This is a genomic window from Pseudomonas sp. P7759 (genome assembly GCF_013386445.1).
GTDB lineage: Bacteria > Pseudomonadota > Gammaproteobacteria > Pseudomonadales > Pseudomonadaceae > Aquipseudomonas > Aquipseudomonas azotoformans_A.
The window spans coordinates 13216-28291 of record NZ_JACART010000016.1 but is presented as its reverse complement, the minus strand read 5'-3'; the positions used below and the strand labels follow the sequence as shown (position 1 = coordinate 28291).

Sequence of the window (15076 nt, the reverse complement as noted above, 5' to 3'; positions counted from 1 at the left end):
CGACCCATGGGCCAGGACGTTTTCCTGTCATTGATGAAACAGGCACTGATGACCGTGCTGATGCTCTCCGCGCCAGCGCTGGGCGTGGCAATTATCGTGGGGTTGAGCGTGGGCCTGTTCCAGGCGCTGACGCAGATCCAGGACCAGACGCTACCGCAGGTGGTGAAGCTGGTGGCGGTGTTGCTGACCATCGTGTTCCTGGGCCCGGTTCTCGCCGGGCAAGTGGCGGAACTCGGTGGCCAGGTGCTGGATAATTTTCCGATGTGGACGCGCTGACCGCCCATGGATGCCAGCCTGACCGCGCAGTTCCTGGAGGTCGCCTACCCGGTGATCAGCTCCGCCTCGCTCGCCGCCTGCCGCGCCATGGGCGTGGTGGTGATCACCCCGGCCTTCAACCGCCTCGGCCTCACCGGCATGATTCGCGGCTGCGTGGCCGTGGCCATTTCCATCCCGATGTTTTTCCCGGTGTTCGAAGCGCTCACCTCGATGCCTGAACACGGCAGCGTGTTTATCGCCGGGTTGCTGATCAAGGAGTTCCTCATCGGTATCTTGATCGGCCTGCTGTTCGGCATTCCGTTCTGGGCTGCCGAAGTGGCGGGGGAATTGATCGACCTGCAGCGCGGCTCGACCATGGCGCAGTTGGTGGACCCGTTGTCGTCCGGGGAATCCAGCGTGATGGCGACGTTGCTGACGGTGATGCTGATCACGCTGTTTTTCATGTCCGGGGGGTTCATCCTGATGGTCGACGGGTATTACCACAGCTACCAACTTTGGCCGGTCACCTCGTTTACCCCGGTATTCGCCAGCTCGGCATTGCTGGCGGTGTTGTCGATCCTTGATCAGATCATGCGCGTCGGCGTGCTGATGGTCTCGCCGCTATTGATCGCGCTGCTGGTGACGGACCTGATGCTCGCCTACCTGTCACGCATGGCGCCGAATCTGCACATTTTCGACCTGTCGTTGCCGGTGAAGAACCTGTTTTTCACGATCCTGATGGTGATCTACATCGGCTTCCTGATTCCGATGATGCTTGATCAGTTGGCGGAGTTTCGCGGCACCGTCGAACTGCTCAAGACCCTGGCTGGCATGGAGTAGCCCATGGCCGATACCAGCGAAGAGAAATCCCAGCCGGCCACGGACAAGAAGCTCCAGGACGCGCGCAAGAAAGGCCAGGTCGCCAAGAGCCAGGACCTGGTGTCGGGCATGGTCATCCTGTTCTGTACGCTGTGCATCTCGATCCTCGCGCCCCGGGCCAAGGCCCAGGTCACGGCGCTGATTGACCTCACCGCACAGATCTACATTGAGCCGTTCGCCACGGTGTGGCCTCGGGTACTCGACCATGCCGAGCAACTGGTGATCGGCATCACCTTGCCGGTCATGGCGGTGACCACCGGCGTGGTGATCCTGACCAACATCATCACCATGCGCGGCTTTGTGTTCTCGGTGGACCCGATCAAGCCCGAGTTCAAGCGCATCAACCCGGCGGAGGGCATGAAAAAGATCTTTGCCCTGCGCAACCTGGTGGAGTTCATCAAGGGCCTGATCAAGGTGCATGTATTGGCGATCGCGTTCTATGTGGTGGGCAAGCATGCGTTGCAGGCCTTGATGGAGTCGTCGCGTTGCGGCGCCGAGTGCATGGAATCGACCTTCTTCCTGGTGCTCAAGCCACTGGTATTTACCGTACTCTGCGCGTTCATCCTGGTGGGCGGGGTGGACGTGATGATGCAGCGCTGGCTGTTCGGCCGCGACATGAAGATGACCCGCAGCGAGACCAAGCGTGAGCGCAAGGACATCGACGGCGACCCGCTGATCAAGAGTGAACGCCGGCGCCAGCGCAATGAGATGCAGGCCTTGGCCACCAAGATGGGCTTGAACCGCGCGTCGATGATGATCGGCACTACCGACGGCTGGGTGATTGGTGTGCGTTACGTGCGCGGGGAAACGCCGGTGCCGGTGATTGTGTGCCGGGCCTCGCCGGAGGAGGCGCTGTTGATGTTGCAGGAGGCGTATGACCTGGGCATTCCCCACGCGCCGGACAAAGGGCTGGCGGCGGAGATTGCGCGCAAGACCGTGCCGGGTGATCCGGTGCCGGATGCGTCGTTCCAGGCGGTGGCGGATTGGTTGGTCGCCGCGCGCCTGATTTAGCGTGTTCAGGCGCTGGAACTGGAAGGAACACGTCCGCCACAGAGTTTTGCAGAACAGTCCAGGACACCTCAATCATGGCAATCGTCAGCATATCTGTGCAGCAAACATCCGGCGCGTACACTCGGCCCAACGACAATGGCTTCTCCCAGATGTCGGATTCACAACTGGCAAAAGAGTTTGGGAATAACTTTCAAGCCTTCAAGGACCCGAAAACCGGGAATGCAACCGCCGACAAGATCCGTGAGGTGGCTGGACGCCCGCTGACCGGGGATGCACAAAAGGACAAAGAGACCCAGCTGGCCCAGGAAGTCCTCAAGCGCGATCGGGTGCTTAATTCCCTCGATTCGGTGGATGACAATGGCAAGAGGGACGGCATCATCGGGCCCTGGAATCCCGGGATGGCTGCTGGCGCATTGTCGTCCAAACCGTGCAATTGCATTCAGTACGGGAATGCGCAGGTCTCCGCTCAGATTTATTACTGACCTTACGCCATTGGCTGCGCGCCCTAAAGTGTGCAGCCAGCGTGAGGGTGCCGGTCAGGGCTTGTCTACATCGTGATAGTCGCCGCCATACCCGTCGCCGACTCGCCAGATGATGTCATGGTTGTCGTTGGTCCACTCCGACGGTTTCAGCGAGTACTTGTAGTCTTCCGAATTGCGGTTGTTGCCGTCGCCAATGTAATCCGGGTGATCGCGCCGATGATCGCCGCCACGGATACTCGAGCGCGCATCCCATTCTTCCTTGCGAAAGTCAAAGATGCTCTGGTCCTGTGGTGCATCGCGCTGGCCCCAGTCGGACAGGTAAGTCTGCAGCCACACATAAGCCTCATCACCGTTCGGCTTGAGCAGCCCGTCTTGCTTGAAGTCCTGGATCTGGTCCCAGTTCTGCATCGAGATCTTGTGCAGCTTGTGCGACTGCACGGTGCTGAGGATGGCGCCGACAAACGACAACGCGCCGGAAATCAGGAAGCCCACCGGCCCGAGGAACGGAATGATGCGCCCGGTAACGCCGAGGGTGGTCAGCACACCGCCGCCTGCCGCGACCAGGCTGCTCACGCCACCGGCCATCGACAATGAACCCGAGGCGATTTTCACCGGGTCTTTTTCGCGCACGCCATCCCGCAGGGTGAAGGCCGCCTGCACCACACTGATCACGCCGCCGGCGACGTCGGTGGCCATGCCGATCACCTTGATCGCGCTGCTGGCGAACTTGGCGCCAAAGCCCGCACCGGCCACGCCGCCACGGCTGGCGATGCCTTTTTCGATGCCTTCCTGGACCTTCTTCGCGCCTTCATCGCTCCAGCCGCCGCTGTTGAGCACCTTGCCCACGTCCTTGCCGTCGTCCATGGCCTGGTCGACGATGTCGAAATACTTCTTCTGCACCGCTTCGGCGTCCTTGGGCAGGGCGTGGTACCCCTCGCCGGGCTTGGCCCACAGGTCGGGCAACGAGCGGTCGAAGCCCATCAGTTTGTAGGCGTTGGTGCCGCGCAGCTTGTCGTAGACCTTCAGGCCCAGGGTGGCGAAGTGGGAGCCTGTGCCGAGGAAACCGAGGAAGTCGTTGGCGATCCCCAGGCGTTTCATCGGCGTATCGGCCAATTTGCCGCCTTGCCCCGCCAGTTGGTAGACGATCCGGCCCATGCCGATGGCGCCGCCCACCGAGCCGAGCACGCCGTTGTCCTTGAGGAAGGTCAGGTTCTTCACGAATGAACTGCGGTTTTCTTCGCTGAGGCTCGGCATGATCTCCTTGCTCACCGCGTGTTCGATGTCGCTGAAGCTGATCACGCCGTTTTTCTGCCAGGTGTCACCCAGTGAAATCATCGCCTTGCCGAAGTCGGCGGCGGCGCCTTTGTCCTTGAGCAACTGGTCGACGAACTTGGAATACACCCCCAGCGCCTGGCGCGGCAGGCCATCGGCACCGCCCTTGAGCATGGAAAGGATGGCCAGGGTGTTGTCGGTAGTGGCCAGGGCGGTGTTGTCGTCGCTGATCTTGCTTGGGTCGTCCATCAGTTTTTCGACGGCGTCGGTGTAGCCGTCAATCTGCAGGTTTTGCAGGAAGTTGTCGGCCTTGGCCGGGTCGATGTCGGCCAGGGCGGTGTAGGCGGTCTGGATTTCCTGGGTGGCCAGCTCGGTCTTGCCATCGTCCTGCAAGGCCTTGATGTATTTGGTGAAGTTTTCAGACGAGGTGCTGTCGATCAGCTTCTGGTGCACCTCGTCGACCTTGGCCTGACCGCCGTCGACTTTGCCCAGGGCCGCATCGTGATTGGCTTTGATATCGGCCTGGATAGTGGAGTCGCCCAGCAGTTCGCTGATGGTCTTGTCGATGGATTGGGTGTCGAAGATGTTGTCGCGCACATCTCGCGAGGTCACGTCGATGGGCGTGGTGGCGATGCCCTGGTTGCCGAAACCATGCTCGGGAATGATCGACATGCCGTTGTCGGCCATGCTCTTGGCTTCCACCGCGCGCAGGAACTTGGCGCGCGGGTCATCCTTGCCGATGCTGCCGTCCTTGACCCCGGCGCGGTAGCTGTCCACCAGGGTTTTCATCGACAGGTCCTGCACGCTCAATGGGTTGCCGCTTTCGTCTTTTTCAGTGGTGACGAGGTTGTCGACGGACACGTCCTTGAGCGGCGGCAAGCCGTTGTCGGCGCGCAGTTTGTCGACGTCGGTGGTTTGTTGGGCGATGTCGGTGCGATAGCCGGAAATCTGTTCGAACATCTGCGGGTTGGTGTCTTCGCTGACGACGATCTTCTCTTCGGCGCCACCCGGTTTGTGTTGGGTGAAGGCGATCAACCCTGGGCCGTAATCGCCCACGCCGCCGACGCTCATGATGTCTTCGGTGGACGCCAGGTAAGCATCCGGCCCGGCCAGGCTGTAGCCGTCGCCCTTGGCTTTTTCGATACCGGCCAGGCTCTGGCCCTTGGTGGTGTAGGCCGCAAAGGCTTCCGGGGTAATGTCCTTGGACACCACCAGCAGTTTGCCGTCGGCACCGTTGACCACCAGGATGCCGTCCATGGGCGCGTCGACCTTGCTGATGTCGCCCAGCTTGAGGCTGGCTTCGTCTTTGCGCAGCAGTTCCTGGCCAGGCAACGACTGCGCATTCTTGATGTAGTCGAACGCTGGGGTGCCTTCGCTTTTGTGCACCGCCTGCAGGAAGGTGTAGAGGCTGCTGCCGGCGTTGGGGTCGGGGTTGCTAAGGTCCGCGCCGGGCTGCGGCAGTGCGGCCTCGGACTGGCTGATCATGTATTTCTTGCCCTGGTGTTCGAACAGGATCACCCCGGACTTGGGGTCTTCGGACACCACTTTGAGCTGGCTGAAATCCAGGTCGCCGGGCAGGCGTGTGACTTCTTCAAAGCCCTTGGCCTTGCCGTCGTTGAGGGCCTCTTTGGTCACCCCGGCGTTGTTGTAGCTGGCAAACGCCTCGGGCGTGAGCGATTCGGCGATCACCAGGGTCTGGCCGTTTTCCATCTCGACCTTGACGACCCCGTCCTGGGCTTCGCCCACCGACTTGATGTTGGCCAGGCGCACGGTGGGCTCGTCTTCGCGCAACAGCTGCTGGTCAGGGTTGCCCAGCGCTTCACGGATTTGCTTGCCGGCCGGTGTGCCCTGGGTTTCGGCCAGGGTGTGCAGCAGGTCGTAGAGCGGCGTGCCCTCATCCGGCCCACCTTGGTTGACTGGCGCCACGGCATGGCCGAAATGCAGGCCCTTGAGCAGGTCGAAGCCTTCCTGGACCTTGTCCGCGCCTTCGCGGGTGATCTTGAATTTGTTGCCGTCCTGCTCGAAATAGATCACCCCGGCGTCCTTGTCTTCGGCCACCACCTTGAGCTTGTCGATATCCAGCTTGGCGGGCAGGGCGGTGACCTCCTTGTAGTCGTCCGGCTTGAGCTGTTGATTGCTGGCCCCGGTGGCCGCCAGGGTCTTGGCCTTGTTCAGCGCCGCATCAAAAACGCGCTCCGGCGCACGGGTTTCACTGACGCGGGGCGAGGCGGCTTTCTCGGGTCGGTTGATCATTGTTCAGTCCATGTGAGTGGGGGCGCACGAGGACTCGATACTAGGCGTTGGCGGGGGGTAAAAAGACGGCTTTTGGCAAGATCGCACAAGCTTTCACAGCTGTGAAATACCCCTGTCATCTCTGTAGTGAGCGGGCTTGTTGTGGTGAGCTGGGCAAGCCTGCTCACCACAACAAGCCCGTTCACCACAGAAAATCATCCCAGATTGATGTTTCTAGCGGTGCTGGAAGCGGGGCAGGGAGGCGATGCGCAATTTGGGCTCCTGAAGCCGCGCCAAATCCGTCGCAATCTGTGCCCGCCAAAAATGCGCTCCGGACAATTGCGCATCCACCCACGCCTGGCGCAGCAGTACTTTGGCCTTGTCCACCGAGCCGAAGTGGGCCTGGCGCAGGGTCAGTTGTGCCTTGATGCGCAACATCTGCGGTGCGAACCAGCGTTCGTGGCGGCCGAGGGCCAGTTGCAGGGTGTCTTCCAGCACTTCCAGGGCGAGTTTTTCCAGGCCCAGGCGCGCCAGGCCCAGGGCGTATTCACAGCGCAGCAGGCTGTAGAGCTGGCTGTCACCCTGGCCTTGCAGGTGATGCAGGGCTTCGCCCAGTTGCGGCACGCCGGCTTCCGGCGAGCCTTCGCGGATCAGCAGGATGCTTTCAAAGCACAGGCGAAATTGCCGCCAGATATGCAGGTCCTGGCCGGTGGTGCTGTCTTGCAGCAACCCCAGGTAGTAGCGCACTTTCGGCAGGTTGGACGCCAGCAACGCCAAGGGGATTGCGCCCAGGCACAGGGTGTACCAAAGGGTCGCGGGGTGATCGAGGGAGATGGCTTCGTCGACGCACTGGCCGATCAGGCGCAGTGCCGGGTCGACATCGCCTTCGAGCAGCTGCACCTTGGCCTTGAGGCAGCGCGCGGCGATGCGTTGGTCGAAGTGCACGTCGATGATGTGCGAGCGCGGCGCCGACGGAGAGCCGAGCGCTTCGTCGATATTCTGCCGTGCGCCCAGCAGGTCACCCATGTGGAACAGCGCCACGGCGCGCATGCGCTTGCCGAGCAGTTGGTGGCTGCCGCTGTTGTTCAGGGCGATGTAGCGCTCGGCCAGTTCCAGCGCTTCGGTGTACTGGTTGCAGCCGCAGCGGTCGGTCCACAAACCCCACAACGCGCGCAATTTGTGCTCGGCATCACCGAGGTCGCGGGCGTCTTCGCGCACCTGGCGCCAGGCTTCGCGCATTTCGCTGCCGGTGCCGTAGGTGAGCATCAGCACACTGGCCAGGGCGGTCTGCAACAGCATGCGCTGGCGCAACGGCAGTGGGACGAGGCCGTCGCTGGCCAGGCCTTTGTCGACCCAGGTGCGGCACTCGCTGACCAAGGACAAACGCAGCCACAGAGGCACGCCACCCAGGGTCAGTTCGATGCCCAATGCCAAGTCGCCGCTGGGTGAATAGGCCCAGTCGAGCGCCGCGCGGATGGTGTTGATTTCCGGGCCGTAGAGCGCCAGCCAGGTTTCCGGCGACAGGCCGTCAAGGGTCTGCCCGGCTTCCTGCAGCATGCCGAGGGCATAGCGTGCATGGCGTTGGCAGGTTGAGCGGGTTTCGCCTTGTTCGCTGAGTTTTTCCAGGGCGTAGGCGCGGGTGGTTTCCAGTAGGCGATAGCGTTTGAGCGCCTTGGACTCACCGGCGATCAGCAGTGACTTGTCCATCAGGCTTTCGAGCAGGGGCAGAGCGTTGCGCGGGTCGAGGCTGCTGCTGGCGGTCATCGACTTGACCGCTTCCAGGGTGAAGGAGCCGGTGAACACCGCGAGTTGGCGCAGCATCGCCTGTTCATCGCCACTGAGCATGGCGTAGGTCCAATCCAGAGTGGCGCTCAGGGAGCGGTGGCGGGCGAGGGCGGTGCGTCGACCGGTCATTTGCAGGCGGAAACTGCCGTCAAGCAGGCCCACCAGGTCCTGGATGCCAAAGGTGCGCACGCGGGCGGCGGCGATCTCGATGGCCAAGGCGTTGCTGTCGAGCTTGCGGCAGATCGCACAGACCGCCGCGACATCGGTATCACCGAACACAAAGTCGGGGTCGAGGGCGCGCACCCTTTCCACAAACAGGCGCACGCCGGACCAGGCGAGGGCTTCGTGGGCGCTGAGGCTGGCGTGTGCGTCGGGCACTTGCAGCGGTGCCAGGTCGTGCACCCGTTCACCGTCGGCGCGCAGGGGTTCGCGGCTGGTGGTCAGCACATGGCATTGAGGTGCGCTGCGCAGCAGGGTTTCCACGGCGTCGGCGGTGGCCGGCAGCACGTGTTCGCAGTTGTCCAGCACCAGCAACAGACGGCGGTTGACCAGGCTGGCGGCCACGCCGTGCAGTGGGTCTTCGCTGACCGTCTGGATGCCCAGGGCGCTGGCGAGCATGCCGGCCACCCATTGCCCGCTGGTGGCGGGGGCCAGGTCGACAAAACAGCTGCCCAGGTTGAGTTCACTGGCCAAGCGCTGCGCCACGGCCATGGCCACGGTGGTCTTGCCGATGCCGCCGGGGCCGGTGAGGGTGACGAAGCGCTGGCTCATGACCTGGTCGGCCAGGCTGGCGATCAAGGCGTCGCGGCCGATCACTTCAGCTGTCGACGTCGGCAGGTTGGGCTCATCCACCCGCACATAAGGCACCGGCAGGTGCTCTTCACCGGGAGCCAGTACTGTGACGGGCGCGACAAAACGATAACCCCGACCCGGCACCGTGACGATGTAGCTGAAGTTGCCATCGTCACCCAGGGCCCGGCGCAACGCGACGATCTGCGCGCGCAGGTTGCATTCCTCCACCACCACCTTGGGCCAGGCGAAGGAGATCAGTTCGGATTTCTCCAGCAGTTCGCCGGCGCGGGTCACCAGGGCAATCAGCAGGTAGAGCGCACGGCTGCCGAGGGTCACCGGCTCGCCGTTGCGCAGCAATACGTGCTGCCTTGCCAGGAGTAGGAAAGGGCCAAAGCCAATGGTGCTGTCCGGGGTGGCCGGCGTGGGGTGGTCTGCGTCCAGGAAGGACACTGCGTGGTTCTTGCTCGAGCTCATCAAATCGTCCTTTTTATAGTCGGGCTTGTTTTCGGCGATCAGGCCGTTCGCCCTTTTTGGGGTGCAGATGTGCAGCAGCAGTCTTGGAAAGTTGATGTCGATCAAAAGGTCGGAAGGCCGCCCTCCTTTGGGGCGTGGTGGTTTTTATAGGTGGATCGCCGGTCATGCTTCAGGGGATGAGACTGTCTCAGAGCTGAAACATTTTATTACCAGAAACACGGATAAAGCAGAATGTATGCCAGTTGGCATGTAACAAACATGACAACAACCGTATGAAATTTATGGTGATTTTTGCGGTCGTCGGCGGCCCGTAAGAGCCTTCGTTCGGAAAGGCGAATATTTCTAATTGTGTCGTTCGGGATGCCGAATAAACCGCCGGGGTTTTGGCATTGTTTTATTGACTGTGTATCGAACTGTATCCCCGCACCATCCTGATACACCCGCATGACGTTCTATCGCGTTCGCGACACAGACCGGATACACGCCTGGCTTTAACTCTGCACACCAGCTGGCGCAGGCGGTCACCGACCCCAAGGCGCCCTGGCCACACTCAGTCAAGCCAGGAGACTCACCCCATGAAGCGTCCTTACGCAGCCCTCGCGGCAACCCTCGCCCTGTCCCTCAGTGCCTTCGCGGCCGTGGCCCATGCCGATGAACCCAAGCCCCAGGAAAAATGCTTCGGCGTGGCCCTGGCCGGTGCCAACGACTGCGCCGCGGGCGCTGGCACTTCGTGCGCCGCCACCTCCACCACCGACTATCAAGGCAATGCCTGGGTGCTGGTGGACAAAGGCACCTGCACCCAGATCAAGACCCCTAAAGGCTTTGGCAGCCTGACGGAGCAGCCGTGATCCAGCGCCTGCTCCCCGAAGCCCTGCTGTTGCTGGTGGCGCGGGTGGCGATTGCGGCGGTGTTCTTCCTGTCGGGGCGCACCAAGGTCACGGGGTTTCTTGAGCTCAAACCGTCGACCTACACGCTGTTCCGTTCGGAGTACGCCTTGCCGCTGATCCCGCCGGACTGGGCTGCGCACCTGGCGACTTATGCCGAGCACCTGTTCCCGCTGTTGCTGGTGCTGGGCCTGCTGACCCGTCCGGCTGCGGCTGCGCTGTTGGGCATGACCCTGGTGATCGAGGTGTTTGTGTACCCAGCCGCCTGGCCGGTTCACCTGACCTGGGCGGGCTTGTTGTTGCCGCTGCTGGCGTACGGCGGTGGGGCCTGGTCGTTGGACCGCCTGATCTTGGGCAAACGTTCTTAACTTTGATGGAGATTTCCAATGCGTATGCTTTCTTCCCTGGCCATTGCCATGGCCCTGACTGTCCCGATGCTGGCCCAGGCGGCCGATGCCCCGCAGCCCGGCACCGGTAAAAGCGTGGTGATCGTGCCCGGTTCGTTTGTCGACGGTTCCGGCTGGCGTGTGGTGCACGACATCCTGATTCACAAGGGCTACAAGGTCACCGTGGTGCACCAGGGCCACGAGAGCCTGGCCGCCGATGTGGCCGAGGCCCGCGAGGTGCTGGAGCAGCAAGTCGGCCCGGTGGTGCTGGTGGGTCACAGCTCCGGTGGCGGGGTGATCTCGATTGCCGGTGACCGCGACAAGGTCAAGTCGCTGGTCTACGTCTCGGCGTTGCAGCCGGAAGTGGGCGAGAACATGGCCCAGTTGATCGGCTCGATGCCGGCGCCCAGCGATGACATCAAGGCCAGCCGCGACGGTCATCTGTTCTTCGACCGCACCAAATTCAACGCCGACTTTGCGGCCGACCTGACCACCAACCGCACCGACTTCATGGCCGCCTCCCAAGTGCCGGCGACCACTGCCTTGTTCGGCGGCACCGTGTGGGCTGCGGCCTGGCACAAAAAACCGACCTACGCCGTGGTCTCCACCGAAGACCGCGCCCTGAGCCCGGACCTGCAACGCTGGATGTACAAGCGTGCCGGTTCCAAGGTCACCGAAATCAAGGCCAGCCACTCGGTGTACATCTCCCAGCCTGAGGCTGTGGCGAAAGTCATCGAAGACGCTGCGTCCGTTATCAAGTAATTCACCCCAACCCCGGAGAAGCACCCATGAACACTGCACTCAAATCCCGCCTGAGCCTCGCTGCCGCTGCTGCCCTGATCGCCATGGCTTCGGCTTCGTTCGCCACCGCTGCCAGCGCCGCCGACCAGCCGGAAAAACCCGGCCGCTGCTACGGCGTCAACACCTGCAAAGGCACCAGCCTGTGCGCCACCGCCAAGAACGACTGCAAAGGCCTCAACAGCTGCAAAGGCGAAGGCGTGATCGTCAAGACCCCGTCCGAGTGCCTCAAGGCCGGCGGCACCCTGACCGAACCGAAGTAATCCACCCGGCGGGCCCCTCGTGGGCTCGCCACTTATTTTTTGCGGAGATCCGCCATGTCGACATCCAACCCGCACTTTTCAGGCTACGGCCTGGGCCTGCGCAAGGAGCATTACTGCGACTTCCTGGAGACCTCGGTGCCCGTGGATTTCGTCGAGGTGATCTCCGAAAACTTCATGGTCGCGGGCGGCCAGCCCCGGCACATTTTACGTCAGGTGCGCGAACGCTACCCGGTGGCGCTGCACGGTGTGTCCATGTCCATCGGCACCGCCGAAGGGCTGGACGGTGATTACTTGAAGCGCCTCAAGTCGCTGGTAGACGAGGTTGAACCGCTGTTCGTGTCCGACCATCTGAGTTGGTCGCGCAGCGGTGGCTTCAATTCCCATGACTTGCTGCCAGTGCCGTACACCGAAGAGGCACTGGACCGGGTCTGCGCCAACATCCAGCAAGCCCAGGACGTGCTGGGCCGCACCATGCTGTTCGAGAACCCGTCGAGTTACCTGGCGTTCGAAGGCGCCTCCATGACCGAGTGGGAATTTATCGCGGCCATGGCCCGGCGCACTGGCTGCGAGCTGCTGCTGGACGTCAACAACGTGTTCGTCAGTGCCAGCAACCACGGTTTCGACGCCCAGGCGTTTCTCAAGGGTATTCCCGCCGAACGTGTGCGCCAGGTGCACCTGGCTGGCCACAGTCAAGGCCGTGACATCTTGATCGACAGCCATGACAGCCCGGTGTGCACCGGCGTCTGGGAGCTGTACGCCCAGGCCATGACCCGGCTGGGGCCGGTGGCGACCATGATCGAGCGCGACGATGAGATCCCGCCACTGGCCGAGCTGCTTCAGGAATTGGCCATGGCCCGCACGTTGGGAGCGCAACGATGAACCTGGCACAGCTACAACAGACCTTTCGCAGCTGGTTGGTGAGTGCGTCGGATGAATCCGCGCAGGCGCTGGGCAATCATCACGCCGGCCTGGCGGTGTACCAGAACAACTACCGCGCGCAGTTGGTGGGTTGCCTGGAGCAGGCGTTTCCCAACCTGCGCCGTTGGGTCGGGGAAGAGGCCTTCCTGGCCGCGAGCATCACCCACATCGACAACCATCCGCCCCACGCCTGGACGCTGGACGCGTACCCGGAGGGCTTCTACGCCACCTTGAAGGCGGTGTTCCCGCGCAACCCGGATGTGCATGAACTGGCCTGGATCGAGTCGGCCCTGAATGAAGCCTTTGTCGCCGCCGATGCACAGCCGTTGGCCCTGGAGGCCTTGGCCGAGCTGGATTGGGACACGGCTGTGTTGCAACTCACGCCGTCGTTGCGCTGCCATGCCCTGACCACCAATGCCGAGGCCATCTGGTCGGCGCTGTGGCAGGAAGCGCCCGCGCCGGAAGCGGTGATGCTGGAACAAGCGGGCGGCTTGCTGGTGTGGCGACGCCAATTCACGTCGCGTTTGCGCCAGGTAGATGCGCTGGAATTACTGGCCGTGCAACAGCTACAGGCCGACGGCAGTTTCGCCGGGCTGTGTGAGTTTCTGGTGCAGCGCCTGGGGGAAGAAGCGGGCGTGATGCAGGCAGGGGAATACCTGGCCGGTTGGCTGGGCAGTGAATTAATAGTGGGAGTCCGTCATGTTTGATCGTCGTGGTTTTTTGCTGTTGGCAGCAGTGGTGATGGCCGCACCGGCATTGGCCGTGCAGCAGGTGAGCACCGATGACGGCGAGATCCGTTATGAAGCCTTCGGGCCGGAGGAGGGCCGGGCGATTATCTTGCTGGCGGCGGATGTGAACGCGTTTGCAGCGGTCAGCGGACCGTTGGCGGCTCAGGGTTTTCGGGTGATTGTCCCCAACCTGCGCGGGCAGGATGAGGCGGCGCAAGGCCAGGATGTGCTGGAACTGATGAACGCGTTGCATATCCCCGAGGCGGTGTTGGCGGGTGTGGAGGCGGGCGGGCGAGTGGCCGTGGGTGCCGCGGCATTGAAACCGAGCCGCTGTGTGGGCCTGGTCACCTTGAACAGCGCACCCCAGGCTGGTTTCGCCGAAGCGGTAGAGGTGATGGCCAAGACCGGGCACTGGCGAACATGAAAATACTGACAGCCAGCCAATCCAGCACTGAAAAAATTCGCCGCAGCCCTTAATCTAAACGCCTTTGTCACCTGCGCGGATTGTCCATGTCTTCTGTTGCCGATGGGTTGCCCCTCAATAAACGCCTGCCGGCCGTGATGGCGATCTCCCTGGGGATCGGCATGGCGACCCTGGACACGGCCATCGTCAACACGGCGTTGCCGACCCTGGCCGAGGGGATTGGCACCGATTCCGCCTCGGTAATTTGGGTGGTGAATGCCTACCAGTTGGCGATTATCGCCACGGTGCTGCCGTTTGCGTCCCTCAGTGATGTGCTGGGGCATCGCCGGGTGTACCTCGGCGGGTTGCTGCTGTTTATTGTCTCGTCGCTGTTTTGCGGGCTGGCCGGGTCGCTGGTCTCCCTGACGGCGGCGCGGGTGGTGCAGGGGCTGGGCGCGGCGGCGATCATGAGCGTGAACACGGCGCTGCTGCGGCATATCTACCCGTCAAAAATGCTCGGTCGGGGGCTGGGTTACAACTCGCTGGTGGTGGGGTTGGCGTTTACCCTGGGCCCGACCGCCGCATCGGCGATTCTGTCGGTGGCGACCTGGCACTGGCTGTACCTGATCAACGTGCCCTTGGGTTTGCTGGCGCTGGCGCTGGGCCTGCGCTCGTTGCCGACCCTGCCGATGACCGGGCACGCGTTCGATCGCCTTGCCGCGTTGTTGTGCGCGGGGCTGTTTGCGTTGTTGGTGTTGGGTTTGGGCACGGCGGTGCACGGCGCCCAGGGCGCGTTGACCTTGGGCCTGATCGCCGTGGCGCTGGTGTGCGGTGCATTGCTGCTGCGGCGCCAGGCCGGGCACCCGGCGCCGATGCTGGCGCTGGACCTGTTCAAGCGTCCGGTGTTTGCCTTGTCATCCCTTACCGCTATTTGCGCGTTCAGCGCCCAGGGCCTGGCGTTTGTGTCGCTGCCGTTCCTGTTGCAGGCGGTGCTGGGGCATAGCCAGGTGGAAACCGGTTTCCTCATGACGCCGTGGCCAGCGGTTGTGGCAGTAATGGCGCTGGTGGCGGGGCGCCTGGCCGACCGCGTGAACCTGGGCGTGTTGTGCGGCATCGGTCTGTTGATGCTCAGCCTGGGCATGGCCGCGCTCGCGACCCTGGGCAGCGGTGCATCGGCATTGGATATCGGCTGGCGCATGGCGTTGTGTGGCGCGGGTTTCGGCTTCTTCCAGTCACCCAATCTCAAGGCCTTGATGACCAGCGCGCCGTTGGCCCGCAGCGGCGGGGCCAGTGGCATCGTGGCGATTTCGCGGTTGTTGGGGCAGACGCTGGGCGCGTCGTTGGTGGCCTTGTGTTTTCACCTGTCCCTGGGCAGCGGGCCGCAATATGCGCTATGGCTGGGCTGCGGATTTGCCTTGGTCGGTGCGGTAGCCAGTGGTCTGCGGTTGTTTCCCTATGGGAAAAAGGGCTGATTAACGCTACCGTGGCGACCTGAATATTTCGGGATGTTTCCA

14 protein-coding genes are annotated in these 15076 nt (G+C 62.7%); 12 read left to right on the top strand and 2 right to left on the bottom strand.

Annotated features, from left to right (window positions below; all coding sequences use genetic code 11):
- The first annotated feature begins 6 nt into the window (after positions 1-6).
- The 4 genes from HX823_RS14795 (at position 7) to HX823_RS14780 (ending at position 2627) form a co-directional block, all read left to right on the top strand.
- Positions 7-276, top strand: a complete 270-nt coding sequence (locus tag HX823_RS14795) for an EscS/YscS/HrcS family type III secretion system export apparatus protein (RefSeq protein WP_016969171.1) — start codon at positions 7-9, stop codon at positions 274-276.
- A 6-nt stretch (positions 277-282) separates the two neighbouring features.
- Positions 283-1095 carry a type III secretion system export apparatus subunit SctT gene (sctT, locus tag HX823_RS14790; RefSeq protein WP_016978389.1) on the top strand — a complete coding sequence of 271 codons (813 nt, stop codon included), beginning with the start codon at positions 283-285 and terminating at the stop codon, positions 1093-1095.
- A 3-nt stretch (positions 1096-1098) separates the two neighbouring features.
- Positions 1099-2145, top strand: coding sequence for an EscU/YscU/HrcU family type III secretion system export apparatus switch protein (locus HX823_RS14785; protein ID WP_177075294.1), 1047 nt, complete (start codon positions 1099-1101; stop codon positions 2143-2145).
- Positions 2146-2219: 74 nt separating this feature from the next.
- On the top strand, positions 2220-2627 hold the full coding sequence (locus HX823_RS14780) for a hypothetical protein (RefSeq protein ID WP_033901354.1): 408 nt from the start codon (positions 2220-2222) through the stop codon (positions 2625-2627).
- A gap of 54 nt (positions 2628-2681) precedes the next feature.
- Here the strand turns inward: HX823_RS14780 and HX823_RS14775 are convergent, their stop codons facing one another.
- Positions 2682-6152 (bottom strand): hypothetical protein, encoded by a 3471-nt coding sequence (locus HX823_RS14775; RefSeq protein ID WP_177075293.1) that lies wholly within the window; start codon positions 6150-6152, stop codon positions 2682-2684.
- A 213-nt stretch (positions 6153-6365) separates the two neighbouring features.
- The gene (locus HX823_RS14770; RefSeq protein WP_177075292.1) at positions 6366-9182 is read right to left on the bottom strand and encodes a winged helix-turn-helix domain-containing protein; all 2817 of its coding nucleotides are present in this window, start codon (positions 9180-9182) and stop codon (positions 6366-6368) included.
- Positions 9183-9757: 575 nt separating this feature from the next.
- Here HX823_RS14770 and HX823_RS14765 point away from each other — a divergent pair.
- The 8 genes from HX823_RS14765 to HX823_RS14730 all read left to right on the top strand — a co-directional run bounded on the left by HX823_RS14765 (position 9758) and on the right by HX823_RS14730 (position 15034).
- Positions 9758-10030: a DUF2282 domain-containing protein gene (locus HX823_RS14765; protein WP_010209548.1), complete on the top strand. Its 273-nt coding sequence runs from the start codon at positions 9758-9760 to the stop codon at positions 10028-10030.
- Positions 10027-10434: a DoxX family protein gene (locus tag HX823_RS14760; protein WP_033901356.1), complete on the top strand. Its 408-nt coding sequence runs from the start codon at positions 10027-10029 to the stop codon at positions 10432-10434. The genes HX823_RS14765 and HX823_RS14760 overlap by 4 nt, the downstream gene beginning before the upstream one ends.
- Before the next feature lie 18 nt (positions 10435-10452).
- Complete coding sequence (locus tag HX823_RS14755) at positions 10453-11214, top strand: alpha/beta fold hydrolase (protein ID WP_010209550.1); 762 nt, start codon at positions 10453-10455, stop codon at positions 11212-11214.
- Between the two features lie 26 nt (positions 11215-11240).
- A complete protein-coding gene (locus HX823_RS14750; RefSeq protein WP_038850270.1) occupies positions 11241-11513 on the top strand; it encodes a hypothetical protein in 273 nt (90 codons plus the stop codon).
- 54 nt (positions 11514-11567) lie between these two features.
- Positions 11568-12392, top strand: a complete 825-nt coding sequence (locus tag HX823_RS14745) for a DUF692 domain-containing protein (protein ID WP_038850271.1) — start codon at positions 11568-11570, stop codon at positions 12390-12392.
- Positions 12389-13138, top strand: a complete 750-nt coding sequence (locus HX823_RS14740; protein WP_177075291.1) for a DNA-binding domain-containing protein — start codon at positions 12389-12391, stop codon at positions 13136-13138. Before HX823_RS14745 ends, HX823_RS14740 begins: the two co-directional genes overlap by 4 nt.
- Entirely contained in the window at positions 13131-13583 is a 453-nt protein-coding gene (locus HX823_RS14735; RefSeq protein ID WP_177075290.1) for an alpha/beta fold hydrolase, read from the top strand. The genes HX823_RS14740 and HX823_RS14735 overlap by 8 nt, the downstream gene beginning before the upstream one ends.
- A gap of 86 nt (positions 13584-13669) precedes the next feature.
- Complete coding sequence (locus tag HX823_RS14730; protein ID WP_177075289.1) at positions 13670-15034, top strand: MFS transporter; 1365 nt, start codon at positions 13670-13672, stop codon at positions 15032-15034.
- Positions 15035-15076: the final 42 nt, after the last annotated feature.